A 23,635-nucleotide genomic window follows, 5' to 3' on the forward strand; every position below is an offset into this window, starting at 1 on the left:
GAATCCCTTCCTGTTGGGCAGCATCAAGGCGAGAGCACGCACGGGGGACGGGCGCGAGTGGCAGAGTGCACCGCGTCCGGCCTGCGCCGTGTGGACGACTCCGGTCGTGACCACGACCGGTACGGGGGACTCTGTGCTGCGACTGCACTTCACGAACGACGACCTGCTCAGGACCACGGTGGCTGCCGGTCCTGACCCACTGTGGGAGACCGTCCTCAGCTCCCACCTTCTTCTCACGGCCCAGGGAAAGGCCGTGTTCGACCAGTGGCGGTCGCACGCCCGGGACCGGCTGCGCCAGTTGCCACGCGAACACGGCCGACTGATCCGGACATTGGCCCCGCCCCGGGGCTCCTTCCCCGACTTCCTGAATCCGCCCGAGGCCGCGGACGGGCTGGCGCCGGGGATCGACGCGGTGCTGTCGACGCCGCGCGAGCGGCTGCACGAGGAGATCCGCGCCCTGCAGGGGGCGCCCTCCTGGCTGCGTCCCCTGGCGGACGGGGAGCCGGAGGCGCTGCGCACGCTGGGCCGGGCGCTGGAGCAGTATTTCCAGGCGGCGCTGGCGCCCTACTGGGCGGCGGTACGGGCACAGGCGGAGGCGGACAGGGCGGTGCGGGCGCGGGCGCTGCTCACCGGGGGATGCGAGGCGCTGTTGTCGACCCTGGGCCCGTCGATGCGCTGGCGCCGGCCGGTGCTGGAGGTCGACTACCCGTGCGACCGGGACGTGCGGCTGGCGGGCCGCGGACTACGGCTGGTGCCGTCGGTGTTCTGCTGGCGGGTGCCGATCACCCTGTGCGACCCGGCCCTCCCGCCGGTGCTGGTCTACCCCGTCACCCGCAGCCACCTGTGGTGGGCACCGCAGGCCGAGCAGCCGGAACACCGAGCCCTGGGCAATCTGATAGGGCGGGGCCGGGCCGCCGCCCTGCGAGCCGCGGAAGGCGGGTGCACGACAAGCGAGTTGGCCCGGCGCATGGGCGTGACCCTGGCGACGGCGAGCGAGCACGCGCGAACCCTGCGCGAGTCGGGCCTCGTCGTCTCACGCAGGGAGCGCAATACGGTGCTGCACGTGCTGACCCCGCTCGGCACGGGCCTGCTGGCCGCGAACGCCGCCCGGCCGCAGCACGTCTGACCGGTGAGTGGCCCGAATACCGCACCGGCTCGGCCCGCAGCGGCCTTCCCGCGGGGTGCTTCCCGTGGGTGTACCTCCCGTGGTGTGCCCCCCGTGGGTCTACCTCCTGTGGTGTGCCCCCGTGGATCGGCTCAGCGCGGCTCCGCGTTCCCCCGCCCGCGACGGCCCACCGTGACCCTCATCGATCACACGTCCCAGGTGACCGGGAGGCTCTTCACCCCGTAGATGTCCGCGGTCTCCGGGCGCAGGGCAACCGCTTCAGGCGGTACGGCCAGGCGCAGCGTGGGGAAACGGCCGAGCAGCGCGGGGAACGCGACCCGCATCTCGACGCGGGCCAGCTGCTGGCCCAGGCACTGGTGGATGCCGTGGCCGAAGGCCACGTGCCCGCCGTCCTGCCTGCGAAGGTCGAGCACATGAGGATCGGTGAAGCGCTCCGGGTCACGGTTGGCGGTGTTGTACGAAAGGATCACCGGCGAGCCGGCCCTGATGATCTGACCGCCGACCTCTACATCCTCCAGCGCCGTCCTCATGAACGTCTTGGCGACACTGAGGTATCGCAGCAGTTCCTCCACGGCCCGGTCGGCGAGCGCGGGATCAGCGCGCAGCGCGGCCAGTTGCTCCGGGTTGCGCAGCAGGGCGAAAGTGCCGAGGGCCAGCATGTTCGCGGTGGTGTCGAGCCCGGCCGCCAGCAGGATCAGGGCGATCCCCTTCAGCTCCTCATCGGTCAGATCGCTGTCGGTGAGGTCGCTGAGCACGTCGTCGGTGGGGGCCGCGCGTTTGGCGGCCACCAGCTCCGCGAGGTAGTCCTGGGTCGCGGTATAGGCCGCCATCAGGTCCTCGTCGCTCGTCTCCCCGTTCATGAACGAGTCGACCTGCTCCTGGAAGGACCCCCGGTCCTGGTAGGGAACCCCGAGCAGCTCACAGATCATGATGGCGGGGATGGGCTTGGCGAAAGCGGTCACCAGGTCCGCCGGCGGCCCGGTCTTCTCCATGGCGTCCAAGTGGTCGGTGGTGATCCGCTCGACGCGCTCGGTGAGCAGTCGCATCCGCCGCACGGTGAACTTGCCCATCAGCGGTTTCCGATAGCGGCTGTGCCGGGGCTCGTCCATGAGGAGGAACTCGCCGGGCGGCGCCGGGGGGACCTCGAAGTCTCCGTAGTCGATGGTCGGGTGGAGCATGAGCTCCTTGCGCGAGCTGAACCGCTGGTCGGCCAGGACCGCCCTGACCAGGTCGTACCCGGTGATCAGCCAGCCGGGCTTTCCGCCGGGGAAGGTGTAGCGACTGATGGGGCCGTGCCGACGGGCGTCGAGCAGCTCTGCCGGCGGGTCGAAGGGGCAGCCGGGCCGACGCGCCGTCGGCATCGTCGTGACGGTATGCGGGGATGCGTCCATGGCCATTCCTCATCTCGCGACCGTACGCGTTCACCAATGCTCGAAAGCTACGTTGCGTTCAGAAACCTGTCAATTGACGTAATGCCAACTGTCCAGGTGAGCACCGGAATATTGATGCAATGACGGTGAAGCCGAACGCAATGAAACGTTGCAATGAATGACAGCGAAGGCAATACTGGGCTCCATGCCGGGAGGACGGTTGACCCAGCAGGACCGCCGGCGCATCGCGGCGGGACTCGCCGACGGGCTCCCCTACGCCGAGATCGCGAGGCGGCTCGATCGGCCGACCTCGACGATCAGCCGGGAGAGATCGGACGCAACGGCGGCCCCGGCGGCCATGGGCCCCGGCAGGCGCACCTGGAGACGGTCCGGCGGGCACGGCGTGGCACACCGGCGCCCGCGTACGCGGCCGGACCACCGGGTGGCACGGCGGGAGAGGAGATCATCGAGACGCGGTCCGAACGGGGCTGCCGAGGATGACAGCGCGTGTGCACGTCGACCTGTCGCTGCCCGAGGACGGCACGGCGCACCACGGCCGAGCTGACCCGCGGGCTGAAGGTCAGCGCGGCCTCCGTCTCCGTGGCCGTGAACCGACGGGGCTCGGCTCGGGCCCTGCCCGGGGACGACCTCGATGACAACGCGCAGCCTGCTTTCATACGACGATGACCCGGCGCCCGCGCGTGTGACCGGCATGGCTGTCGACATGCGCCGCCGCGGCCTCGGCGAGCGTGTACGACTCCTCGACCGGGATGTGGAGTTTTCCCCGCGAGATGAGGTCGACGGCCTCGGCGAGCGCCTCCGGCACGCTCCCGGCCACGCCGGAGAACCGGACACCGAACTCCGGCGCGCCGAGATCGGCGATGGAGATCACCTTCCGCGGATCCCCGGTCAGCTCGACGAGTTCGCGGATCACACCCGAGCCGGCCAGATCGAGAGCCGCGTCGACACGGCCGAGCCGCCGCACCCGCTCGACCCAGCCCTTGCCGTACGTCGTGGCGACTGCGCCCAGGCTCCGCAGGTACTCCTGGTTCGCGGCCCCGGCCGTGCCGATCACCGTGATGCCGCGGTCGCGGGCGATCTGCAGCACCGCCGATCCGACGCCTCCTGACGCACCGCTGACCAGCAGCGTCTGCCCGGACCGCACACCGACCTCTCGGATGACGCGCAGCGCGGTCTCCACCACCGAGGGGTACCCGGCCGCCTCTTCGAACGTCAGATCTTCGGGCATACGGGCCCAGGCCGACAACACCGCGAACTCGGCATAGGTGGCCGAGCCTTCGCCGAACACGTGGTCGCCGACCTCGACCCCTTCGACACCTTCGCCGACCTCGTCCACCACCCCGGAGGCGTCCTGCCCGACTCCGGAGGGCAACTCGATCGGGTGGGCCCCCAGGATCTGGCCTTCACGGATCCTCCAGTCGACGGGGTTCACGCCCGCCGCCCGTACCGCGATGCGTATCCGACCGGGACCCGCGTGGGGCTCCTCGACGTCCCCGAGTCGCAGCACGTCCGGACCGCCGAACTCGGCGAAGCTCACTTTTTTCATGCGGTCGAACATAGCACTAACGGTTAGCTTTTCAAATCGGTTTCAGACTCGCATCTGGTAGCGTCGGACCATGACCGCGCCACCCGGACGCCGTGAACGCAAGAAGGCCGCGACCCGCCAGAAGATCGCCGACACCGCGCTGCGGCTCTTCCTGGAACGCGGGTACGACGCGGTGGGCATCCGTGACGTGGCCGCCGAGGCAGATGTGGCCGTCACCACGGTCTTCGCCCACTTCGCCTCCAAAGAGGCCCTGGTGTTCGAGCAGGACGAAGACTTCGAACAACGCCTCACGCAGGCGGTCACCGGCCGGGCGCGGCACGAACCGCTCGTCCCCGCGCTGCGCCGCGAGATCCAGGCCCTGGTGCGACATTGCACGGCGGACAGCGCCGCCCCGATCTGGCGCATGATCGACGAATCGCCCGCCCTGCGGAAGTACGAGGAGTCGATGAGGCTGCGCCACGCCGAGTCGCTGGCAACGGCCATCGCCGCCGATCCCGGCCTGACACAGACCACAACGGCCTGCCGGACGATCGCGAGGTTCGCGATCGACGGCTATTCACTGGCCCGGGAGGCGGCCGATCCGGAGACCGCGCTCGACGAGATCTTCCGGATGATCGAGGCAGCCTGGGCCGCCACCCGCCGCCCCGAGGACCCCACCGGCACCGCCCGACCGTAGACCGTAGTCAGGACACTCCGGAGCCCAGACCGACGGCCTTGGCCGCGCGTCGCGCGAAGACGTCCGCGCTCCGGTCCTTCATCTGCCGCAACACGTCCGCCCGGCCAGAGCCGGGACACCGGCGACGAACTGCCCGAACACGAGGTCCGCACCGCACTGCTGAATCCGCCGGCCGGAGTCGGCACCGTCACGGCGACCGAAGCCGCCACTCGGCTGGGCTACAGTTCCGGGCCCTGCTCGTTCCACCTCCGGCAACTCGCGCTCCACGGACACGTCGGGGAAGCCCCGCACCACGGGGGTCGCGCACTCCCCTGGCGCCTGAGCCGCGCCGTCGCCAATCCGACCCCGGAAGAAATGAGCCGGGTCGCGGACGCGCCAGACGGGCGCTCGCGCCCTGTCAGGACCGCGAACAACGCCCCCTGACCCGGCCCGACGACGCCCGGCCGGTCGCCCTCATCACCCGGCCGTTCCGCTTGCCGCCCCACCCGACGGACGAGGCGGACAAGATCTGAGCACCACCGGAACGCCGCGCGGATGGCGGGCACGGACGACCGTGGTCGTGCGTACCATCCGCGCGGTGTTCCTCCTCACCAACAGAAAGAGACAGCGATGTACGACTACGACCTGCTGGTCGTGGGCTCGGCAAACGCCGACCTGGTGATCGGCGTCGAACGGCGCCCCGGCCCCGGCGAGACCGTGCTCGGTTCGGACCTGTCCGTGCACCCGGGCGGCAAGGGCGCCAACCAGGCGGTGGCCGCCGCTCGCCTCGGCGCCCGTACGGCGTTGCTGGCCCGTCTCGGCGACGACGCGCACGGGCGGCTGCTGCGCGATGCCCAGGAGGCCGCCGGTGTGGACACCTCCTGGGTGCGGGCGGGTGGCGCGCCCACCGGCGTCGCCCTGATCACCGTCGATCCCTCGGGGGACAACAGCATCGTGGTCTCCCCCGGCGCCAACGGACGGCTGTCCCCTGCGGACGTACGGGAGTCGACGGCGCTGCTGGCGTCCGCGCCGGTGGTCTCGGCACAACTGGAGATCCCCCTGGAGACGGTCGCCGAGGTGGTACGGCTGCTGCCCGCCGGCACGCGCTTCGTCCTCAACGCCTCTCCCCCGGCGCGTCTGCCCGCCGAGGTTCTGACGGCCTGCGACCCGCTGATCGTCAACGAGCACGAGGCGCGAGTGGTGAGCGAACACGCCTCGGCCGCGCCGCTGGACGGCGACCCCGCGAGTTGGGCGAAGGCGCTCCTCGCCCTCGGCCCCCGCTCGGTGGTCGTCACCCTGGGCGGGCGTGGGGCGCTGGTGGCGGACGGCGGTGGGGCGGCGCCGGTGCCGGCGGTGCCCGTGCGCGCGGTGGACACGACCGGGGCCGGCGACGCGTTCACGGCGGCGTTGGCGTGGCGGCTCGGGATGGGCGAGACGCTGTCGGACGCCGCCGCGTACGCGGTCCGGGTGGGTGCCGCGGCGGTCACGAAACGGGGAGCGCAGGCGTCGTTCCCGACGGCTCAGGAGGTGGCGTCGCTCGACGCCGCCCGAGCCCGGCTCGCCGATCGGACCGGCTAGACCCACCAGACCGATCAGACCGACCGGCCGAGGCCGTCCCGGGGCGGGGATCGCCCCGGGGCCGAGGAAACGACGGCCTCCCGATGGATTGACGATCTGATGTGCTCATGCAATGGTCCGCATGGGAGCGCTCCCAACCCCCCACTCCGCGAAAGGGGCTTTCCCATGCCCATGCCATTCCTTCCCCCGCGCCCCGGCCGGACGTCCTCCCGCCGGGTCCGCCCCACCGCGCGTGCCGCCTCCGCCGTGCTGTCCGCGGCCTTACTCGTGGCGGTCGTCGCGACCGCCCCCTCCGCCGCGGCGCCGGCCCACTCCCGAACCGCCCCGGCCACCGGGCCCGTCGCCGCCGAGCCCACCGCCGTACGCGCCAATCAGCTCGGCTATCTCCCGGACGGCCCCAAGCGGGCCACGGTGGTCACCACCTCCACGGCGCCGTTCGGCTGGCAACTGCGGAACGCCGCCGGAGCCGTGGTCGCCTCCGGCGCCACCACCCGTCCCGGCACCGACGCGGCCTCGAAGGACGCGACGCAGCTGGCCGACTTCTCCTCGTACACCGGCACCGGCAGCGGCTTCACCCTGGTCGTCGGCGGCCGGAGCAGTCATCCCTTCGACATCGACGCGGGGCTGTACGAGGACCTGCGCTCGGACGCCATGGCGTTCTTCTACCAGCAGCGCAGCGGTATCCCCATCGAGGCGTCGCTGGCGGGCGCGGCCTACGCCCGCCCCGCCGGGCACCTCGGCGTGGCGCCCAACAAGGGCGACACGAACGTCCCCTGCCAGGCAGGCGTCTGCGACTACCGCCGTGACGTGCGGGGCGGCTGGTACGACGCCGGCGACCACGGCAAGTACGTCGTCAACGGCGGCCTCTCCACCTGGCTGCTGGTCAACTCCTTCGAACGCGCGAAGCGCGCCGGTACGGACGGCGCCCTCGGCGACTCCACCCTGCGCGTTCCCGAGCGCGGCAACGGGGTCCCCGACGTGCTGGACGAGGCACGCTGGGAGCTGGACTTCCTGCTGCGGATGCAGGTACCGCAGGGCAGGCCGCTGGCGGGCATGGCGTTCCACAAGATGCACGACGCGCAGTGGACCGCCCTGCCCACCCGGCCCGAGCTCGACGACCAGCCGCGCGAACTGCACCGGCCCTCGACCGCGGCCACCCTCAACCTGGCGGCCACCGCGGCCCAGTGCGCCCGGGTCTACGCCCCGTACGACGGGGCGTTCGCCGCACGCTGCCTGGACGCGGCCCGGCGCGCCTGGACCGCGGCGAAGGCGAACCCCAGTCTGCTGGCCCCGGACTCCGACGGCACCGGCGGCGGGGCGTACGGCGACGCCACGGTCAGCGACGAGTTCTACTGGGCCGCCGCGGAGCTGTACACGACGACCGGTGAGACGGTCTACCGGGACGCCGTCACCTCCTCCCCCTGGCACACCTCGGCCGGCGCCTTCACGGACGGCGGCTTCGGCTGGGCCGACACGGCCGCCCTCGGCCGGCTCACCCTGGCCGGCGCCAGGACCGGGCTGCCCGCCGCCGACACCGCCCGCCTGCGCGCGTCGGTGACCTCGGCGGCCGACCGCCATCTGGCCGTCATGTCGGGGCAGGGCTACGCGGTGCCCATCCCGGCCTCCACGTACGTATGGGGGTCGAACGGCCAGGTGGGCAACAACGCGGTCGTGCTGGCCACCGCGTACGCCCTGACCGGCAGCCGCTCCTACCGTGACGGGGCGATCGAGACCCTCGACTACCTGCTCGGCCGCAACACGCTCGGCCAGTCCTACATCAGCGGCTACGGCGAGCAGCCGTCCCGCAACCAGCACCACCGCTTCTGGGCCCACCAGGCCGACGCCTCGCTCCCCAACCCGCCCGCGGGCTCCCTGGCCGGCGGCCCGAACGCGGGCCTTCAGGACCCGGTCGCGCAGGAACGCCTGCCGGGCTGCGCGCCCGCCGCGTGCTACATCGACGACATCGGCTCGTACTCGACCAACGAGGTGGCGATCAACTGGAACGCCCCGCTGGCCTGGCTCGCCCAGTTCGCCGCCGAGTGAGACGTCCCGGGCCGCCCGCCCCCGGCCGGAGGTGGCGGGCGGCGCCCCCGGCCTCCGGCGGGAGACGAGCGTGCGCGTCCCCGCCGCGATGGCGCGCGGGAACTCCGCCGCCGGGAGCGCCCTGGAATACGACCTCCATTCGCTGGGCGGGGCGGAAGCCGCCACTCGCGCCGCCGGACTCCACACCGCGCTTCTCCGTCACGCGGGAAACCGCTACCGGCAGTCCGCCGACCTGGGCTGACGCGGGCGTGAGCCGACCCGGGACCGAGCCGGTGCGGTCGGCCGGTCCGTCGGACAACGCGCACGGCTCGAACGGTGCGCACGGCGACGTTCCTCGGCCCGCGAAGCGCGGCATCATGGTCTGTAGGGGGAGGGCAGGGCGCTCCCGGAAGGCGGGACGGACCATGAGATTGCCGCACCCGTACCAGCATCCGAGGCCACACCCGCACCACCACACGGGACGGCTGGGGAAGCTGTCGCCGTACGGGCATCGGGCCAATCCGCTCCTGCGGCTCTCCGACTGGCTGCGGATCTGGGTGGACCTGTTGATCGCCGCCGCTCTGGTGATCGGCGTACCGGCCGCGGGGTGGGCCGCCGGGGCGGCGACGTACGACCACTACCAGGCTGTCACCCGGAGCCGGAGCGCGGACCGGCACCGGGTGACAGCGGTCCTCACCGGCGACGCCGGTGGGTCCGCCCCGATCGCGGGGCCGGGCGTCGCGCTCGCCGGCGCACCGGTCCGCTGGACGGCGGCGGACGGCACGCACCACGGTACGGCCGCGGTAGCGGCGGGGCTGCGGAAGGGCCGGCAAGTGCACATCTGGGTGGACGACAGGACGGAGAAGGTCGTGGCGCCACCGTCGAGCCCCGGGCCCGCCGTGACGCTGTTCTCCGGCGTGGCAACGGGGGTGACGGCAGCCGGCGGGGCGGTCGGGCTCGCCGCCTGTGTCCGCGCCGCCGTCCGCCGGTCGTTGGACCACCGGGACTGCGCGCGGTGGGAGAAGGAGTGGGCGCGGGTCGAACCCCACTGGTCCCACCGCGCCTGACGTCGGCCGCCACCCAGCCGCCGGGCCCGACGCCGGGCCCCGTCACCGGCCGCGGAGGCCGCTGACCGCCGGGCCCGGGTCGTCGGTCATCTGAGGGCGGTGTCGGCGGGCCCCGCGAGCTGCACGATGTCGTCGGAAGCGACGTCGTGCAGGCGGATGGCGAGGTCCTCCAGGGCCCGGCTGGCGGCGAGTTCGTCGCCGATCTCGGGAACCGTACGGTCGACGGGGTTGCGGCGCGCGACACCCCTGCCCACGACGTGGGACGTCTCCCCGGTGTTCAGGACGGCACGGGCCCGCGTCTCGTCGCCGTCCTCCGTGATGTCGATCTGCGCGTTCCACTGCTTGGACTGCATGACTGCCTCCCCAAAAGGGACTCTCTTCTCATCCTTCCACTTTTCCGCCGACCCGGACGGGCGCCGGAACGCGGGCCGGTCAGACCGAGCGGTCGTACCGGGTCTCCCCGAGACCCACCGTGCCGGACGGGGGCAGGTGGTCCAGGAACCAGCCACGGGCCAGTTCCCCCACCGCCTCGATCGCCCCGGGCTCCTCGAACAGGTGGGTGGCCCCGGGGACCAGCGCCAGCCGGTGCTCGCAGCGCAGCCGCTCGGCCGCCGACCGGTTCAGCTCCACGACCTGGAGGTCGGCGCTGCCCACGACGAGCAGGGTGGGCGCGCGGACGGCGGCCAGGTGCTCCCCCGCGAGATCGGGCCGGCCGCCCCTGCTGACCACGGCCGCGATCTCCGCGGCCGGCTCCGCGGCGGCCGCGAGCGCGGCCGCGGCGCCGGTACTGGCACCGAAGTAGCAGACCGGCACCGGGTGCTCGTGGCGCAGCCACGCGGTGGCCCGGCCCAGCCGCTCGGCCAGCAGCCGGATGTCGAAGACGTTGCCCCGGTCGAACGCCTCGTCGGGGGTCAGCAGGTCGAACAGCAGGGTGCCGAGACCGGCCCGGTTCAGTTCCGTGGCCACCGCCTGGTTGCGCGGGCTGTGCCGGCTGCTGCCACTGCCGTGGGCGAAGACCACGACGCCCGGCGCCCCGTACGGCAGGACCAGGTGTCCGGGGAGGCCGACCCATCCGGCGCCGATGGTGACCTCCGCGTCGACGGCCGGCGGGTCACGGCGCGCGCCGTGACCCACGGTCCGCGCGTTCTCGGCCAGCAGCTCGGCGACTTCCGCGTCATCGGTCTGCGAGAAGTCGTCGTACCACTGTCCGACCGAGCCCAGCCGGTCGGGCGAGGACAGGCAGACCAGCGCGTCGGTCTCCCGGTCCAGGGCGGCCAGCGCCTCGGGCGGCGCCACCGGCACGGCCAGCACCACCCGGTCCGCGCCCCGCGCCCGCGCCACCTGGCAGGCGGCGGACGCGGTGGAGCCGGTGGCGATCCCGTCGTCCACGATCAGCGCCGTCCGGCCGACGAGTTCCACCGCGGGGCGCTCGCCCCGGTAGTGCTCGAGGCGCCGTTCCAGCGCGGCCCGCTCCGCCCGCTCCACCGCGGTGCGCTCGCGGGCGCCTACGCGGGCGGCCATGACCACGCTCTCGTTCAGGATGCTGACGCCGCCCTCGCCGATGGCGCCGAATCCGAGTTCCGGCCGGGCCGGCACGCCGAGTTTGCGGACCACGATCACGTCCAGGGGCGCGTCGAGGGCCCGGGCCACCTCGTAGGCCACCGGTACGCCGCCCCGCGGCAGTCCCAGGACAACGGGATCGTCGAGGCGCAGCCGCCTCACTTCGTCGGCGAGCCGCCTCCCGGCGGCGGTGCGGTCGGAGAAACGCATGCCCGCCTCCTCTCCCGAGGCCGAGCTGTCAGGCTTCCTCTTCCAGTCCACCTCGAAAACGCGCGGAGCGTAAGAGGCGGAGGGCAAGAGGTGGAATGACCTATTCCGGCGGTTCCCGGCCCGCTGCCACCGGGGCCGGGCCGACGTCGCCGTTCACCGGTCGCACGGAGGGAACGGGCGGTGCCCCACGCGAGGGGCGTACGGCGCGGGCGGGGCGGCGTACCGGTCGCGCGGGGGCGGTCAGGACGGCGAGGCAGCCGACGACGAGGGCGACTCCGGCCCAGCCCAGCGCGGGCAGGCGCTCCCCGACGACCACGACGGCGAGGACGGCGGCGACGGCGGGTTCCAGGAGCGACAGCGTCGTCGCGGTGGTCGCGGTCACCCGCGCCAGCCCCCAGCCGAACAGGACGTATCCCGCGAACATGGGCACCAGGGCCATGTACGCGCCGACGGCGGCATGGGACCAGGACGCCAGCAGCGGTGCGCCGGTGACCACCAGGACCGGCAGGAGCAGCAGGCCGCCCAGCCCGAAGACCGCGCCCATCGCGGCGCGGGACGCCGTACCCCCGCTGATGAGACGGTGCGCCGCCCAGGAGTAGACGGCGTAGGTGACACCGGCGACCAGGCCGAGGCCCACCCCGAGGACGGTCCTCGCGCCGGACCCGGACCCGGCCCCCGCGCCCGGGTGCGCCCGGGCGGCCTCGGCGGCGCACAGCAGGACGACGCCGAGCAGGCCGAGCCCGGCACCGGCGGCCCAACGGGCCGTCAGCCGACGGCGGTCCACGAGGCGTTCGACCAGCGCGGCGGCGGGCGGGGCGGCGCCGATCGACACGACCGTCCCCACCGCGACCCCGGCCAGCCGCATGGAGGTGTAGAACGCGAGGGGGTAGACCGCCACCGCCACCGCGCCGAGCAGGACGAGGCCGCGCCGCGCGCGCAGGGCGGCCCGGTCCCGCGTGATCGGCCGGGCGGCGGTGACGGCCTGGAGCAGTCCGCCCAGCCCCATCGCCACGGCCCCGATCGCGAGCGGGCCGACGGCCGGGGCGAAGGTGGCCGCGGTTCCGGTGGTGCCCCACAGCACCGAGGCCGCGAGCACGCACGCGGCGCCCGCTCCGCCGCCGCGCGACGGGTGCGGGCCCGTCCCCGCCCCGGTCACCGGGTCCCGGCCCAGGCGTCCACCACGGAGGCGGCCAGCGCCCGCGCCCGCCGCAGGCGGGCCCCGTCCCCCTCGAGACCGGCCCGTGCCACCGCGCCTTCCAGCAGGAACGACAGGTGCTCCGCGATCGCGTCGCTCTCGCTGCGCCGGTCGGGCCGCAGGCCGCGCAGGTGGCCGGCGAGCAGTTCCTCGACCTCTTCCTTGTGGCGGCGCACCGCGTCCCGCCCCGGGTCGCCGGCCGGCAGTTCGGCGGCCGCGTTGAGCAGCCCGCAGCCCCGGAAGCCGTGCTCGTACGCGAGCGCCGCGTGGTCGGAGTACGCGTCGAAGACGGCGAGCACCCTCGCGCGGGGGCCGTCGGCCCGTTCCAGCCGTCGCCGGTACAGTCCCAGCCACTCCTCGTGCCTGGCCTCGAGGTAGGCCCTGACGAGTTCGGCCTTCGAGGAGAAGTTGTTGTAGAGGCTCATCTTCGCGACGCCGGCCTCGGCGGTGATCGTGTCGATCCCCGTGGCCGTCACCCCGTCCGCGTAGAAACGGCGCGCCGCGGCGGCGAGCAGCCGCGCACGCGCGCCGCCCCGCCGGGTCGGCCGCGCGGGTGCCGCACCGGTCTCCGTCATGCCCCTCCTGTCCCGTGCGTTCGTCCTGACCCGTACGTCCGTGTACGGCCCTCCGCCTCCGCGCCATACTAGGTAGACCGGTCTGTCCCGACAACCTCGCTGTTCCCTGACGGCACGGTCCCGGGGGCGGAAGCGCCGCGCCGGACGCACGCCCCGTCGGGCGCCGACGCCTCCCTTGACGGTCTCGCGGAGCGCGATCAGACTGTTGTGGACGGTCACGATTGTCAGCGCCCGCCGCGCAGGAGTTTTCTGCTCGTGCGGGTCATCGGCCCCGGCCCGCTGACGGGCAACCCTTCCACCGCGACGGGGTGCCCCGGGTGACGACCAGGCCCCGCCGGAGTGGCGGGACAAGCTCGGTCTCGCGTCCCGCGAGCCCCCGACGGTGGGACCGGTGAGATGCCCAGGAGTGCCGGCGCGAGAGCGGACGCGCCACGGTGTCACCGGCGCTCCCGCGTGCCCCGTTCCCTCCTTCTGACGCGGCGTCTGCACATCGACCTGCTGCGCGTCAGCAGCGCCTGCGTTTCCGCCCGTTAGGGACGTCCCCGGCCACACGTCCGCGAAGGACCGGTGGCCGCCGGGCCACCGATCAGCCACTGCCCACGGGGCCCGCTTCGGCCTGCCCGCCCCCTTAGGGGTCCTTTCACTATGCCCGTCCGCCCACCGGTGCCGCCGTTTGTCACCGGGGTCCCTCCACCACCTCTTGGAGAGCCATGCCCCCGACCACCGCGCCCAGGACCACCACGCACCCGCGCAAGCCGGCCCCGCCCTGTCCGCACACGACACCCTCCGCCCGCCCCACTCCCGCCTCCGTCCCCTTCCGCAGCCGGATCGGGGACGACCGGGCCGGCGGGTTCTACCCGGCGCCGCGCCGCTACCACCTGTATCTCTCGGCCGGCTGTCCGCGCTCGCTGCGCGTCGCGCTCACCCTCGGCCTGCTCGGGCTCGGGGACGCGGTCACCACCACGGTCCTCACGCTGCCCGCCGAGGCCGACGCCCCCGGTCCGCTCGCCGGGCTGCGCCGGGCGTACGAGGCCACCCGGCACCGCTACGACGGTCCGCTGACCGTGCCCGCGCTGTGCGACCGGTGGAGCGGACGCGTCGTCAGCAACCACACCCCCGACATCCTGCGCGACCTCGTCGACCAGGTCGGCGACCGCGTCGGCCGGGCCGCGGACCTGCGTCCCCCCGCCCTCCTGACGGAGATCGAGGCCGTCCGTGCGCTGCTCGACGAGGACGTCACGCGGGCGGCCCAGCGGGCGTGCGCGGCGGCGGCGCGACCGGGCCGGGACGAGGCCCGCCGGACACTGCTCGCGGCGCTGGACCTGCTCGAGGCACGGCTGACGCGGGGACCGTACGCGGCGGGCGGCCACCTCACGGCCGCGGACGTGGACGTCTGGGTGGCGCTGGTGCACCTCGACGGCGTGCAGCGGCTCCACCTGGACGCCGGAACCGCACAGGACATCGGCCGGTACGAGCGGCTGTGGGCCTACGTACGACGGCTGTACGGCCACCCGGCCTTCCAGGCCGCCTTCCGCCCGGACGACATGGCCCGTCTGCACCGCCGCACCTGCGACGCCCCGCTGTCGTCGGGCGCGGCTGTGACGCTGCCGGGGATCCTCGGCCCGGTCTGACCCTTGGAGGCCGGCCCGCTCAGAGCCGGCCCGCCGCCACGATCCGGCGCAGGAAGCGCCGCGTCCGCTCGTGCCGCGGTTCACCGAAGACCCGTGCCGGCGTGCCTCGTTCCAGTACCACGCCGCCGTCCAGGAAGCACACCTGATCGGCGATCTCCCGGGCGAAGCCCATCTCGTGGGTGGCCAGCACCATCGTCATGCCGTCCTCCTTGAGGTCCCGTACGACCGAGAGCACCTCACCGACCAGTTCGGGATCGAGCGCCGCGGTGATCTCGTCCAGGAGCAGCAGCCGGGGCCGTACGGCCAGGGCCCGGACGATCGCCGCCCGCTGCTGCTGTCCGCCGCTGAGCCGGTCGGGGTACTCCCCCGACCGGTCGCCGAGGCCGAGACGTGCCAGCAGTTCCCGCGCCCGGTCCTCGGCCTCCGCGCGCGGGAGGCCGAGCACGCGGCGCGGCGCGAGAGTGGCGTTCTCCAGCACCGTCATGTGCGGGAAGAGGTTGTACGACTGGAACACCACGCCGATACGGCGGCGCACCGCGTCCGGATCGACCCCTGGGGCGGTGATCTCCTCGCCGTCCAGGAAGATCGCGCCGTCGTCGACCTCCTCCAGCAGGTTGGCACAGCGCAGCAAGGTCGACTTGCCCGAGCCGGACGCGCCGATCAGCGCCGTCACGGTGTGCGGGGGCACGTCGAGCGAGACGTCCCGCAGGACGACCCGGCCGCCGCCGTCGGCTCCGCCGGCCCCGCCACCGCGGCCGGCCCGGCGGCCCGGGCGGGTGCCGCCGAAGGTCTTGCGTACCGACTCCAGGCGCAGCACCGGATCCTGATCGCCCGTCATACCGTTCCTCCCTGTGCGCGCCGGCGCTCCGTGCGAGTCGTGACCCAGTCGGTGAAGCGGGTCATCGGGATGGTCAGCGCGACGAAGACGAGGCCCGCCACCACGTACGGCGTGTAGTTGAAGTGTTTCCCGGCGATGATCTGTGCCGCGTACACGGCGTCGACCGCACCGGCGATCGAGACGAGGCCGGTGTCCTTCTGGAGCGAGACCAGGTCGTTGAGGAGCGGTGGAATCACCCGCCGTACGGCCTGCGGCAGCACCACGTACCGCAGGGTCCTGGCACGGGAGAGCCCCAGCGAGCGGGCCGCCGCCCGCTGGGAGGGGTGCACGGACTCGATACCGGCCCGGAACACCTCGGCGACGTAGGCGGAGTACGTCAGCACGAGGGCCGTCCCGCCGAGCAGCACCGGGTCGGTGGTGACGCCTTGGAGCCGCAGCGCCGGCACGCCGAAGACCACCATCAGCAGGCAGATGATCAGCGGCAGTCCGCGGAAGAAGTCGGTGTAGGCGACGGCCAGCGCCCGCAGGGGGAAGAAGACCGGGCCGCGCAGGGTGCGGGCGACGGCCAGCAACAGTCCGAGCACCAGGACGCACAGGCCGCACACCGCCAGCAGGCGCAGGTTGAGCAGCAGCCCTTCCAGGACCTTGGGCAGCGCCATCCGGGCGTACTCGGCGCTCAGGAACGTCTCCCGGGTGCGCTGCCAGCCGGGCGAGCCGGTGACGAGGATGACGAGGACGAGGCCCGTCACCAGGGTGGAGAGGGCGGCGATCGCCGTGGCGCGGCGGGCCCGGGCGCGCTTGTACCGTTCGCGCTCGATCCGGCGCGCCGAGGGCGTGTACGGGTCCTCGTCGGCGTGTCGGTCCGGCCGGTCGCCTCGCCCGACGCGCCGCCCGACGCCGCTTCCGCCGTCCCTCGCCGGGTCCTGCCGGCCGTTCCGGCCGTCGTCCCGTCCGTTGTCCCGTCCGTCGTCCCGTCCGTCGTCCTTTCCCAGCGGGAACACGTTCGGTGACGTCATGTCAGCACCGGGACGTCCACGGCGTCGGACAGCCAGCGTTTTTCCAGGGCGGCCAGTGTGCCGTCGGCGCGGAGTCCGTCGACGGCCCGGGTGACACAGGGCGTGAGGGCACTGCCCTTGTCGAGGACGAGTCCGAACTGTTCCTTCTGTCCGGTGGTGGTGGCGAACTGTCCTACGACCGTCGCCTCCGGGACCTCGGCCGAGGTGATGAAGAACGCGGTCGGCAGGTCGACCACGATCGCGTCGACCTGGCCGCCGCGCAGCGCGGACTTGGCGTAGTCGTTCTTCTGGAACACGGCGGGCCGCTCGCCCGGCCGGATGGTTTCGTCGATCACATCGAGGCTGGTGGTACCGACCTGGGCACCGAGCTTGGCATCCCGCAGTTCCGCCGTGCTCTTCGCCGTGGCGTACCGGGACTTCTTCAGGGCGACGACGGCCTGGCGCACGTCGTAGTAACCGGAGGAGAAATCGACGGCCCGCTTGCGCGCGTCGCTGATGGAGATCTGGTTGATGTCAAAGTCGAACGTTTTGTCACCTGGCGCGAAGGAGTTGTTGAACGGCACGGTCTGCCAGACGACTTGTTCCTTTCCGTAACCGAGTTCCTCGGCCACGGCATGGGCGACGGCGGATTCGAATCCCTTTCCGCTCGCCGGATCGTCGTCCTGGAACCAGGGCGCGTAGGCGGGCTTGTCCGTCCCGACCGTCAGCTTCCCCGGTGCCTCGGTGGGCAGTTCACCCAGGGCGCACGCCGTCGAGGACGTGCTGTCCGCGGACGGCGTCGGTTCCTGCGGGGCGCACGCGGTGGCGGCCATGGCGAGGGCGAGCAGCGCGGGAAGGAGCCCGCGAGCGGTGATCAGGCGCATGGCGGGAGAGTGGCACCGGGCGGGGGCGGCTGTCGAGATCACCGGCATTGCGGTCGCATGAAATCCGCCGCCCCCGCGGAGCGGCGGCGATGTCCCGGGACGACGCCGTGGCCCGGCCGTGGCGTTCAGCACCAGGCCGACGAGCAGGACGGCGGACAGGTAGGTGCACAGCAGCGTCTGCTTGGAGTCGGCGACCGCGCTGGCGGAACCGAGCTCACGGCCAGGCCTTGCGCTGGGCGGCCGACAGGGACGGCGTGATCGCCAGGGACAGCGCGGCGATGACGATGCCGGGGAGCGACCGGTCGACGTCACCGCGGCCGGTGTGGGGACGGCCCGCGGCCCGTCCCCGGCGCTCACCGCCCCGACCGCGCCCGCCGCCGCTGTCGTTCCCACCATCCACGCGATGCCGGTCACCGCCGCGAGCATGCCTGAGACACGCATACCGACCCCTTTCTCTCCCGGGTGTCCCGCCACCGGCCGGACACCCGCAACCGAACCCCGCCCAGGGCGTGTTACGGAACACGCCCTGGGTCTGTCGGTGGTAGTGGTCACCCGGTCCCGAAACGTTGACGTGTACGTGCGCCCCGGTGGAGGGGTGCCGGGCGGTCAGCCGACGGTCCGTCCCGCCGCGCGCCGGGCGGCGGCCTTGCCCGCCGGCTCCTCCGGCAGCTTGAGCAGGAACGTCAGCAGGAAGGCCACCAGGTACAGGGCCAGGAAGAGCAGGGTGACGCCGCCGGCGCCGACGAGCGGGAGGAAGAGGCTGGCGATCGCCGGGCCGACGAAGGCGGCACCGCCCGCGCCCAGGTTGAGCAGGGCCATGGCGCCGCCCTTGTTCTCCGGTGCCATGGACGGGATGAGCGCCGAGATGGGCACGAACCCGGCCAGGGTCGCCCCGTAGAGCATGCCGGCCACCACGGCGGCCCAGTAGTGATCGGGCCCCAGCCAGACCGGCACGAAATAGAGCGTCGTGACGCTGATCGCGCAGCCGAGCGCGCCGAATCCGGCGATGGTGGGCCGCCAGCCGATGCGGTCGGAGAGGGCGCCGAAGATGAGGTTGAAGAAGATGTTGGTGCCGTAGATGATCGCGAGCAGCTGGAGCCACTTGTCCGTGCCGAATCCGACGTCGTCGGAGAAGATGCGCGGCAGATACACCAGCATCCCGAACTCGGGCGCTGTGTTGATGATCCGGACCAGGCAGCCGACGAGGACGCGGGGGTGCGTCCAGATGATGGAGACGGATTCGCGCAGGCTCTGGCCGGTGGTGACCTCGGGCGGCGCCAGTCGGTCGCCGCCCGGCCTGTTGCGCGCGCCGACCAGGGCGAGCGCGCCACCGACGAGGATGAGGACGAGCGCCGACCACAGCGTGCCCAGCCGGCCGACGGCGGGGATCGTCAGGGACGACCAGAGCGAACCGAGGGTGGGCAGGCCGCCGGTGAAGGCGAAGTAGAACCAGCCGACCGCGGTGCCCAGCCTGGCCGTCGGCGCCGTGTTGGTGATCCATACGAGGAAGCCGAAGGCGAAGAGGGGGTAGCCGAACCCCCGGATGCCGTAGAAGAGCGTCATCAGGGGGAAGTTCTCCGTGCCCAGTGCCAGCAGCAGGTACGCGACGTCGAAGACGGCCCAGACCGCGAGCCCCACCCACATCACCCGGCGCGGCCCCCATACCTGACAGAGCGCGCCGGAGAACCAGGACGCCAGCATGACGGCGATGCCGTAGACCGTGATGACGTATCCGGCCCGTACGTCCGTGCCGGCTCCGTGGTCGGCCATGTAGGGGGCGATGAAGCCGGACTCGACGCCGTCACCGATCATGAACAGCAGGAGGCCCGCGTAGCCGAGGAGCAGGGGCTTCGGCAGCCCCAGCCGGTCCGCGGCGCGGCGCCGGCCCGTGACCGCTCCCCCCTTGGGGCCCGGCCCCGCGTGCGAGCCCGTTTCCGGACCCGCCTCCGAGCCAGTCTCCGGGCCGGTTTCCGAGCCCGTGGTCCCTCCCGGCATCGCTACCTCCACTCTGAGGCGAATACGGAGTACGACCGCAGATACTCGGGCGGACGGGAGGAAATGGCAAGACGCCCGGTGAAGGTCCGTTGACTCTCCGTGAAACCGGCCGATCGGCGCGGTACGGTCATCAGCCCGTGGGGCCGAGCCCGGCCCGGCCCCACTCGGCTCTGTCCCACCCGGTCGGTTTCGGCCCGGGAGGGTCAACGGATTGACACCACGTCAATCCGGCGTGCCGCGGAACAAGTTCGCCAGGTCCTCGATGACACCGTGCGTGGCGTGTGCCAGGACCTCGGGTTCGGTGGGCCCTCCGCTGTAGCCGACGACGGGCATGCCCGCCGCGAGGGCGGCGTCCACACCCGCGGGGCTGTCCTCGACGACGAGGCAGTTCCCGGGCGGGCAGCCCTGGCTGCGGGCGGCATGGAGGAAGAGGTCCGGCGCGGGCTTGCCGAGGGGGACGTCGTCGGCACTGAACACACGGCCGGCGAACCGCTCCATGAGCCCGGTGGCCGTCAGGGAGTGGGCGATGCGTTCGTGGCTGCCGCTGGAGGCGACGCAGTACGGGAGGGGGCGGCGGTCGAGGAGGTCCAGCAGTTCCACGACACCGGGCATGGTGAGCGGCCGGGCCGCGAACGCGTCGCGGACCCTGCCGCGGTAGTCACGGAGCCATTCGGGGCCGACGGGCACGGTGGCGTGGGCGCGGACCTGCTCGTACAGGTACGACTCGGGGCGGCCGAGGAAGCGTTGCCGGACGAGGGCCGGGGTGAGGGGCCAGCCGACTTCCCGGGCCATCTCCGCCACGATCGCGGGGCCGGTGCGTTCGGTGTCGACCAGGACCCCGTCGCAGTCGAAGATGACGAGCCGGGTGTCGCGCGGCACACCACGCGCGGGAGTTTTCGGCGTGTTCGGCGTGTTACGTGTGTTCATGGGAGGCCTCGCTGTCGTAGGGCGCCAGGGCGCACTGTGTCATGCCGGCGGCCCGGTGGCACCACCGGATGCGCACTCACAAAGGTCATGACGTCATGATGACTTGGGAAACCTGGCCGGGGCCTCCGCACAAACCCCTGAGATCGGGAGGCATGAGAACCTCACAGGTCAGCCAGGTAGCGCGGGAGCGAAGTCCGACGCAGCCCCAGGGGACGATGATCACATTTCGCTTCGGTAGCGGCTATTGACGCTTTCGCCAAGCTGTAGTCATCATGACGTCTCGACGACACATGAACTCAATGAGGAGATCACGGATGGCCGGGCACAAGTACGCGCGGGTGCGCGACCATCTGCTGCGCCGCATCCGCGATCTCCCCGTGGGCGGACAGCTGCCCGCGGAGAGTGTGCTGTGCGCGGAGTACGAAGTGAGCCGCATCACACTGCGCCGTGCCGTCGACGAACTGGTGCAGGACGGCCACCTCGTCCGCGAGCACGGCCGCGGCACTTTCGTGACCCACCCGCGCTACCACCTCAAACACCGCGAGCGGTTCGTGAACGAGGTGACCGGCTTCTACACCCAGCTCGCCCGCCAGGGCCACACCGTCACCTCGGAGGTGCTCACCCAGGAGAGCACGCGGGCCGGCACCCGGCTGGCCGCCCTCCTCGACATCAGCCCGGCCACACCGGTCGTCCGGCTGGAGAGGCTGCGCCGGGTCAACGGAGTCGTGCATCATCTCGCCGAGTCGTACGTGGAGGAGGAGCGCTTCCCGGACGTCCTGACGACCGACTTCACCGCCATCTCCCTGTACGCCTATCTGCGTGCGCACCACGACCTGTTGCTCGCCCGCAACGAGATCGTGGTCGGCCTGCACCTGTGTGACGGTCGTGAGGCGGGCCTGCTGGACGTGGCCGAGGGGACGGCGCTGCTGCTGGCCACCTCACGCGTCTTCGAACCGGGCGGGAAGCCGGTCATCCACGGCACGTCCAAGTTCGTCCCCGAGACCGCGGAGCTCTCCTTCGACATCGTCGCGGACGTCGAGTAGCGGCCCGCCACGGAACCGATCACCAACCGTACGAAGTGAAACGTGTGGAGTACCCATGCTCAGTGACCTGCTGACGGAGGAGCGCATACTCTTCTCCCCGTCCGAGCTGACCTGGCGGGAGGCGGTGACCGGCGTCGCCCGGCCGCTGCTGGCGGCCGGTGACATCACCCCGGACTACGTCCGGGCGATGCTCGATTCCATCGCGGCCGGCGGAACGTACATCGATCTGGGCCACGGCATCGCCCTGGCACACGCCCGCCCCGAGAACGGGGCCGTGCGGACCGCCATGTCGATGCTGCGGCTGCCGGAGCCCGCCCCGTTGCTCGACGACCCGCTCCACGCCGTCGACCTCTACTTCTGCTTCGCGGCCGTCGACGCCGAGGCGCACATGAGCGCCATGGCGTCACTGGCCCGCATCCTGTCGGACGCCGGCACCCGTCAAGCGCTGCGCGACGCGACCTCGGCGCCCGAAGTCATCAAGTTGATCACTCAGTTCGAGGAGACCCGATGAAGTTCCTGGCCATGTGCAGCACCGGACTCGGCAGCAGTTTCATGGTGCGCATGAACATCGAGACCATCGTCCGTGAACTGGGGCTCGCGGACGTCGCTGTGGAACACTCCGACATCAGCTCCGCGGGACCCGGCAGCGCCGACGTGTTCTTCGTCGCGAAGGATCTGGAGGACGCGGCCCAAGGTCTCGGCGACGTGGTCGTGCTCAACAGCATCATCGACATGGACGAACTGCGCGACGCGGTGAAGTCCGCGGCCGCCCGCCACGGCCTCCTCTGACCGCCGCACCGGCTTTCCCCACCGTCGTTCACGGACCGCCCCGCCGGCCCGTCCGGCCGTGAGCCCACGCCGCCCAGTACGGCACACATCACCAACCCCGCACGTCACGGCCTCGTCGTGCCCGAAGAGAGGCGTTGTCAGTGAACAGCGTTCTGCAGAAACTCCTGGACATATTCCGCGAACCATCCGTCATCGTCGGCCTGATCGCCCTGCTGGGCCTGCTGCTGCAACGCAAGTCGGTCTCCGACACCATCAAGGGGACGACCAAGGCGTTCGTCGGCTTCCTCGTCCTGGCGGCGGGCGCCGGAGTGGTCTCCGGCTCGCTGACCCCGTTCGGCGAGATGTTCCAGCACGCCTTCGGTGTGCAGGGCGTCGTGCCCAACAACGAGGCCATCGTCGGCAAGGTCCTCACCGACTACGGCTCGCAGGCCGCGCTGATCTTCTTCTTCGGCATGGTCGTGAACGTGCTCCTGGCCCGGTTCACCAGGTTCAAGTTCATCTACATGTCGGGGCACGTCGCCCTGTACCTGGCGGCCATGATCGCCGTGATCCTCATCGCCAACGGCTTCAGCTCCTGGCAGGCCGTCCTCTGGGGCGCCCTCGCCCAGGGCCTGGTCACCACCCTCTCCCCCGCGCTCGTGCAGCCCTGGATGCGCAGGGCCACCAACAACGACACCGTCGCGCTCGGCCACACCGGCAACGTCGGCATCGCCACCAGCGGCCTGGTCGGCAAGCTCGTCGGCGACCCCACGAAGTCCACGGAGGACCTGAAGATCCCCAAGGGTCTCGGGTTCCTGCGTGACACCACCGTCGTCATCGCCGTCTCCATGGGCGTCATCTATCTGCTGGTCACCCTGGTGGCCGGACCCGGCTACGTGGAGGACAAGCTCAGCGACGGCCAGTGGTACCTGCTGTGGGCCGTCATGCAGGCGGGCACGTTCTCCGCGGGCGTGTTCATCATCCTTGCCGGTGTCCGGGTCGTCCTCGCCGAGATCATCCCGGCCTTCAAGGGCATCTCCGAGAAGCTGGTCCCCAACGCCAGGCCCGCCCTCGACGTCCCGATCGTCTTCACCTTCGCCCCGAACGCCGTACTGATCGGCTTCCTGTCCAGCTTCGTCGGCGGACTCGTCGGCATGGGCGTCCTCGTCGCCGTGGGAGGAACGATCATCATCCCCGGCATCGTCGCCCACTTCATGACCGGCGCCGCGTCCGGCGTCATCGGCAACGCCACCGGCGGCCGGCGCGGCGCGGTGCTCGGCGCCCTGACCAACGGCCTGCTGATCACGTTCCTGCCGCTGCTGGTGCTGCCCTTCCTCGGGGATGTGGGGCTGCAGAACTCCACCTTCTCCGACGCCGACTTCGGCGTCTCCGGCCTCCTCCTCGGCGGCGCCGTCCAGGCCGGTCACGCGGCCGTCATCGGCCTGATCGTCTGCGCCCTGGCCGCCGTCCTCATCGGCAGCGCCGTCACCACCCGCCGGGCGGCGGGCAAGGCCGAAGAGGCACCGGCCGAGGCCGAGGAGGGCCGGGCCGTCTCCTGACCGTCCTCCCGGAGCGGCGCACCCGGGCGGGAAGCCCGCGCGGCGCGCCTGTGACGAAGCGGCCCGGCAC

The 23,635-nt window shown here is 72.3% G+C and carries 24 protein-coding genes, 1 pseudogene and 1 riboswitch; of the genes and pseudogenes, 13 read left to right on the top strand and 12 right to left on the bottom strand.

All coding sequences use genetic code 11. From position 1 onward, the window contains the following. Positions 1-106 precede the first annotated feature (106 nt). On the top strand, positions 107-1,126 hold the full coding sequence (locus ACU6P3_RS03060) for a DUF5937 family protein (protein ID WP_447195790.1): 1,020 nt from the start codon (positions 107-109) through the stop codon (positions 1,124-1,126). A gap of 185 nt (positions 1,127-1,311) precedes the next feature. Here the strand turns inward: ACU6P3_RS03060 and ACU6P3_RS03065 are convergent, their stop codons facing one another. Then, positions 1,312-2,517: a cytochrome P450 gene (locus tag ACU6P3_RS03065; RefSeq protein ID WP_447195791.1), complete on the bottom strand. Its 1,206-nt coding sequence runs from the start codon at positions 2,515-2,517 to the stop codon at positions 1,312-1,314. Between the two features lie 184 nt (positions 2,518-2,701). On the opposite strand from ACU6P3_RS03065, the gene ACU6P3_RS03070 reads away from it, so the two are divergent. Continuing rightward, on the top strand, positions 2,702-3,061 hold the full coding sequence (locus ACU6P3_RS03070) for a helix-turn-helix domain-containing protein (RefSeq protein ID WP_447198194.1): 360 nt from the start codon (positions 2,702-2,704) through the stop codon (positions 3,059-3,061). A 108-nt stretch (positions 3,062-3,169) separates the two neighbouring features. Here ACU6P3_RS03070 and ACU6P3_RS03075 read toward each other — a convergent pair whose 3' ends face one another. Beyond that, a complete protein-coding gene (locus ACU6P3_RS03075) occupies positions 3,170-4,063 on the bottom strand; it encodes an NADP-dependent oxidoreductase (protein WP_447195792.1) in 894 nt (297 codons plus the stop codon). Between the two features lie 70 nt (positions 4,064-4,133). Here ACU6P3_RS03075 and ACU6P3_RS03080 point away from each other — a divergent pair, with 70 nt between their 5' ends. From ACU6P3_RS03080 to ACU6P3_RS03100, 5 genes are all read left to right on the top strand, one after another. Further along, positions 4,134-4,739, top strand: coding sequence for a TetR/AcrR family transcriptional regulator (locus ACU6P3_RS03080; RefSeq protein ID WP_447195793.1), 606 nt, complete (start codon positions 4,134-4,136; stop codon positions 4,737-4,739). Positions 4,740-5,348: 609 nt separating this feature from the next. Then, entirely contained in the window at positions 5,349-6,296 is a 948-nt protein-coding gene (locus ACU6P3_RS03085; RefSeq protein ID WP_447195794.1) for a ribokinase, read from the top strand. A 165-nt stretch (positions 6,297-6,461) separates the two neighbouring features. Next, entirely contained in the window at positions 6,462-8,339 is a 1,878-nt protein-coding gene (locus ACU6P3_RS03090) for a glycoside hydrolase family 9 protein (protein WP_447195795.1), read from the top strand. Between the two features lie 70 nt (positions 8,340-8,409). Continuing rightward, positions 8,410-8,580: a hypothetical protein gene (locus tag ACU6P3_RS03095; RefSeq protein WP_447195796.1), complete on the top strand. Its 171-nt coding sequence runs from the start codon at positions 8,410-8,412 to the stop codon at positions 8,578-8,580. A gap of 163 nt (positions 8,581-8,743) precedes the next feature. Next, on the top strand, positions 8,744-9,385 hold the full coding sequence (locus tag ACU6P3_RS03100; protein WP_447195797.1) for an Rv1733c family protein: 642 nt from the start codon (positions 8,744-8,746) through the stop codon (positions 9,383-9,385). An 86-nt stretch (positions 9,386-9,471) separates the two neighbouring features. On the opposite strand, the gene ACU6P3_RS03105 is transcribed toward ACU6P3_RS03100, so the two are convergent. From ACU6P3_RS03105 to ACU6P3_RS03120, 4 genes are all read right to left on the bottom strand, one after another. Beyond that, positions 9,472-9,738, bottom strand: a complete 267-nt coding sequence (locus ACU6P3_RS03105; RefSeq protein WP_037802520.1) for a DUF1876 domain-containing protein — start codon at positions 9,736-9,738, stop codon at positions 9,472-9,474. A gap of 79 nt (positions 9,739-9,817) precedes the next feature. Beyond that, on the bottom strand, positions 9,818-11,155 hold the full coding sequence (locus tag ACU6P3_RS03110) for a phosphoribosyltransferase family protein (RefSeq protein WP_447195798.1): 1,338 nt from the start codon (positions 11,153-11,155) through the stop codon (positions 9,818-9,820). Between the two features lie 100 nt (positions 11,156-11,255). Continuing rightward, a complete protein-coding gene (locus ACU6P3_RS03115; protein ID WP_447195799.1) occupies positions 11,256-12,251 on the bottom strand; it encodes a DMT family transporter in 996 nt (331 codons plus the stop codon). A gap of 56 nt (positions 12,252-12,307) precedes the next feature. Continuing rightward, a complete protein-coding gene (locus ACU6P3_RS03120; RefSeq protein ID WP_447195800.1) occupies positions 12,308-12,925 on the bottom strand; it encodes a TetR/AcrR family transcriptional regulator in 618 nt (205 codons plus the stop codon). A gap of 213 nt (positions 12,926-13,138) precedes the next feature. Further along, positions 13,139-13,285, top strand: a riboswitch (SAM riboswitch). A gap of 36 nt (positions 13,286-13,321) precedes the next feature. Between ACU6P3_RS03120 and ACU6P3_RS03125 the strand changes: the two genes are divergently transcribed. Both ACU6P3_RS03125 and ACU6P3_RS03130 read left to right on the top strand, forming a co-directional pair. After that, entirely contained in the window at positions 13,322-13,459 is a 138-nt protein-coding gene (locus tag ACU6P3_RS03125) for a putative leader peptide (RefSeq protein WP_447195801.1), read from the top strand. 176 nt (positions 13,460-13,635) lie between these two features. Beyond that, positions 13,636-14,556 carry a glutathione S-transferase C-terminal domain-containing protein gene (locus ACU6P3_RS03130; RefSeq protein WP_447195802.1) on the top strand — a complete coding sequence of 307 codons (921 nt, stop codon included), beginning with the start codon at positions 13,636-13,638 and terminating at the stop codon, positions 14,554-14,556. Between the two features lie 19 nt (positions 14,557-14,575). Here the strand turns inward: ACU6P3_RS03130 and ACU6P3_RS03135 are convergent, their stop codons facing one another. From ACU6P3_RS03135 to ACU6P3_RS03160, 6 genes and pseudogenes are all read right to left on the bottom strand, one after another. Further along, complete coding sequence (locus ACU6P3_RS03135; RefSeq protein WP_447195803.1) at positions 14,576-15,394, bottom strand: amino acid ABC transporter ATP-binding protein; 819 nt, start codon at positions 15,392-15,394, stop codon at positions 14,576-14,578. Further along, complete coding sequence (locus tag ACU6P3_RS03140) at positions 15,391-16,410, bottom strand: amino acid ABC transporter permease (protein WP_447195804.1); 1,020 nt, start codon at positions 16,408-16,410, stop codon at positions 15,391-15,393. The genes ACU6P3_RS03135 and ACU6P3_RS03140 overlap by 4 nt, the downstream gene beginning before the upstream one ends. Further along, positions 16,407-17,273 carry an ABC transporter substrate-binding protein gene (locus ACU6P3_RS03145; RefSeq protein ID WP_447197749.1) on the bottom strand — a complete coding sequence of 289 codons (867 nt, stop codon included), beginning with the start codon at positions 17,271-17,273 and terminating at the stop codon, positions 16,407-16,409. The genes ACU6P3_RS03140 and ACU6P3_RS03145 overlap by 4 nt, the downstream gene beginning before the upstream one ends. Before the next feature lie 111 nt (positions 17,274-17,384). Continuing rightward, positions 17,385-17,610 (bottom strand): annotated as a pseudogene (locus ACU6P3_RS03150) (cation transporter); the annotation flags it as partial. Positions 17,611-17,879: 269 nt separating this feature from the next. Beyond that, the gene (locus tag ACU6P3_RS03155; protein WP_447195805.1) at positions 17,880-19,268 is read right to left on the bottom strand and encodes an MFS transporter; all 1,389 of its coding nucleotides are present in this window, start codon (positions 19,266-19,268) and stop codon (positions 17,880-17,882) included. Between the two features lie 222 nt (positions 19,269-19,490). Next, the gene (locus ACU6P3_RS03160) at positions 19,491-20,195 is read right to left on the bottom strand and encodes an HAD family hydrolase (protein ID WP_447195806.1); all 705 of its coding nucleotides are present in this window, start codon (positions 20,193-20,195) and stop codon (positions 19,491-19,493) included. A gap of 314 nt (positions 20,196-20,509) precedes the next feature. Between ACU6P3_RS03160 and ACU6P3_RS03165 the strand changes: the two genes are divergently transcribed. The 4 genes from ACU6P3_RS03165 (at position 20,510) to ulaA (ending at position 23,565) form a co-directional block, all read left to right on the top strand. Next, complete coding sequence (locus ACU6P3_RS03165) at positions 20,510-21,238, top strand: GntR family transcriptional regulator (protein ID WP_447195807.1); 729 nt, start codon at positions 20,510-20,512, stop codon at positions 21,236-21,238. A gap of 55 nt (positions 21,239-21,293) precedes the next feature. Beyond that, positions 21,294-21,749: a PTS sugar transporter subunit IIA gene (locus ACU6P3_RS03170; RefSeq protein WP_447195808.1), complete on the top strand. Its 456-nt coding sequence runs from the start codon at positions 21,294-21,296 to the stop codon at positions 21,747-21,749. Next, complete coding sequence (locus tag ACU6P3_RS03175) at positions 21,746-22,027, top strand: PTS sugar transporter subunit IIB (protein ID WP_344273158.1); 282 nt, start codon at positions 21,746-21,748, stop codon at positions 22,025-22,027. Before ACU6P3_RS03170 ends, ACU6P3_RS03175 begins: the two co-directional genes overlap by 4 nt. Before the next feature lie 140 nt (positions 22,028-22,167). After that, complete coding sequence (gene ulaA / locus ACU6P3_RS03180; RefSeq protein WP_447195809.1) at positions 22,168-23,565, top strand: PTS ascorbate transporter subunit IIC; 1,398 nt, start codon at positions 22,168-22,170, stop codon at positions 23,563-23,565. The last annotated feature ends 70 nt before the right edge of the window (positions 23,566-23,635 follow it).

The organism is Streptomyces hebeiensis (assembly GCF_052983195.1).

What these genes read in the sequence shown, in the direction of transcription:
- ACU6P3_RS03065 (WP_447195791.1), bottom strand. Translation starts at nt 2,517, where the DNA reads ATGGACGCATCCCCGCATACCGTCACGACGATGCCGACGGCGCGTCGG.
- ACU6P3_RS03070 (WP_447198194.1), top strand. Translation starts at nt 2,702, where the DNA reads ATGCCGGGAGGACGGTTGACCCAGCAGGACCGCCGGCGCATCGCGGCG.
- ACU6P3_RS03075 (WP_447195792.1), bottom strand. Translation starts at nt 4,063, where the DNA reads ATGAAAAAAGTGAGCTTCGCCGAGTTCGGCGGTCCGGACGTGCTGCGA.
- ACU6P3_RS03080 (WP_447195793.1), top strand. Translation starts at nt 4,134, where the DNA reads ATGACCGCGCCACCCGGACGCCGTGAACGCAAGAAGGCCGCGACCCGC.
- ACU6P3_RS03085 (WP_447195794.1), top strand. Translation starts at nt 5,349, where the DNA reads ATGTACGACTACGACCTGCTGGTCGTGGGCTCGGCAAACGCCGACCTG.
- ACU6P3_RS03090 (WP_447195795.1), top strand. Translation starts at nt 6,462, where the DNA reads ATGCCCATGCCATTCCTTCCCCCGCGCCCCGGCCGGACGTCCTCCCGC.
- ACU6P3_RS03100 (WP_447195797.1), top strand. Translation starts at nt 8,744, where the DNA reads ATGAGATTGCCGCACCCGTACCAGCATCCGAGGCCACACCCGCACCAC.
- ACU6P3_RS03105 (WP_037802520.1), bottom strand. Translation starts at nt 9,738, where the DNA reads ATGCAGTCCAAGCAGTGGAACGCGCAGATCGACATCACGGAGGACGGC.
- ACU6P3_RS03110 (WP_447195798.1), bottom strand. Translation starts at nt 11,155, where the DNA reads ATGCGTTTCTCCGACCGCACCGCCGCCGGGAGGCGGCTCGCCGACGAA.
- ACU6P3_RS03120 (WP_447195800.1), bottom strand. Translation starts at nt 12,925, where the DNA reads ATGACGGAGACCGGTGCGGCACCCGCGCGGCCGACCCGGCGGGGCGGC.
- ACU6P3_RS03125 (WP_447195801.1), top strand. Translation starts at nt 13,322, where the DNA reads ATGCCCAGGAGTGCCGGCGCGAGAGCGGACGCGCCACGGTGTCACCGG.
- ACU6P3_RS03130 (WP_447195802.1), top strand. Translation starts at nt 13,636, where the DNA reads ATGCCCCCGACCACCGCGCCCAGGACCACCACGCACCCGCGCAAGCCG.
- ACU6P3_RS03135 (WP_447195803.1), bottom strand. Translation starts at nt 15,394, where the DNA reads ATGACGGGCGATCAGGATCCGGTGCTGCGCCTGGAGTCGGTACGCAAG.
- ACU6P3_RS03140 (WP_447195804.1), bottom strand. Translation starts at nt 16,410, where the DNA reads ATGACGTCACCGAACGTGTTCCCGCTGGGAAAGGACGACGGACGGGAC.
- ACU6P3_RS03145 (WP_447197749.1), bottom strand. Translation starts at nt 17,273, where the DNA reads ATGCGCCTGATCACCGCTCGCGGGCTCCTTCCCGCGCTGCTCGCCCTC.
- ACU6P3_RS03155 (WP_447195805.1), bottom strand. Translation starts at nt 19,268, where the DNA reads ATGCCGGGAGGGACCACGGGCTCGGAAACCGGCCCGGAGACTGGCTCG.
- ACU6P3_RS03160 (WP_447195806.1), bottom strand. Translation starts at nt 20,195, where the DNA reads ATGAACACACGTAACACGCCGAACACGCCGAAAACTCCCGCGCGTGGT.
- ACU6P3_RS03165 (WP_447195807.1), top strand. Translation starts at nt 20,510, where the DNA reads ATGGCCGGGCACAAGTACGCGCGGGTGCGCGACCATCTGCTGCGCCGC.
- ACU6P3_RS03170 (WP_447195808.1), top strand. Translation starts at nt 21,294, where the DNA reads ATGCTCAGTGACCTGCTGACGGAGGAGCGCATACTCTTCTCCCCGTCC.
- ACU6P3_RS03175 (WP_344273158.1), top strand. Translation starts at nt 21,746, where the DNA reads ATGAAGTTCCTGGCCATGTGCAGCACCGGACTCGGCAGCAGTTTCATG.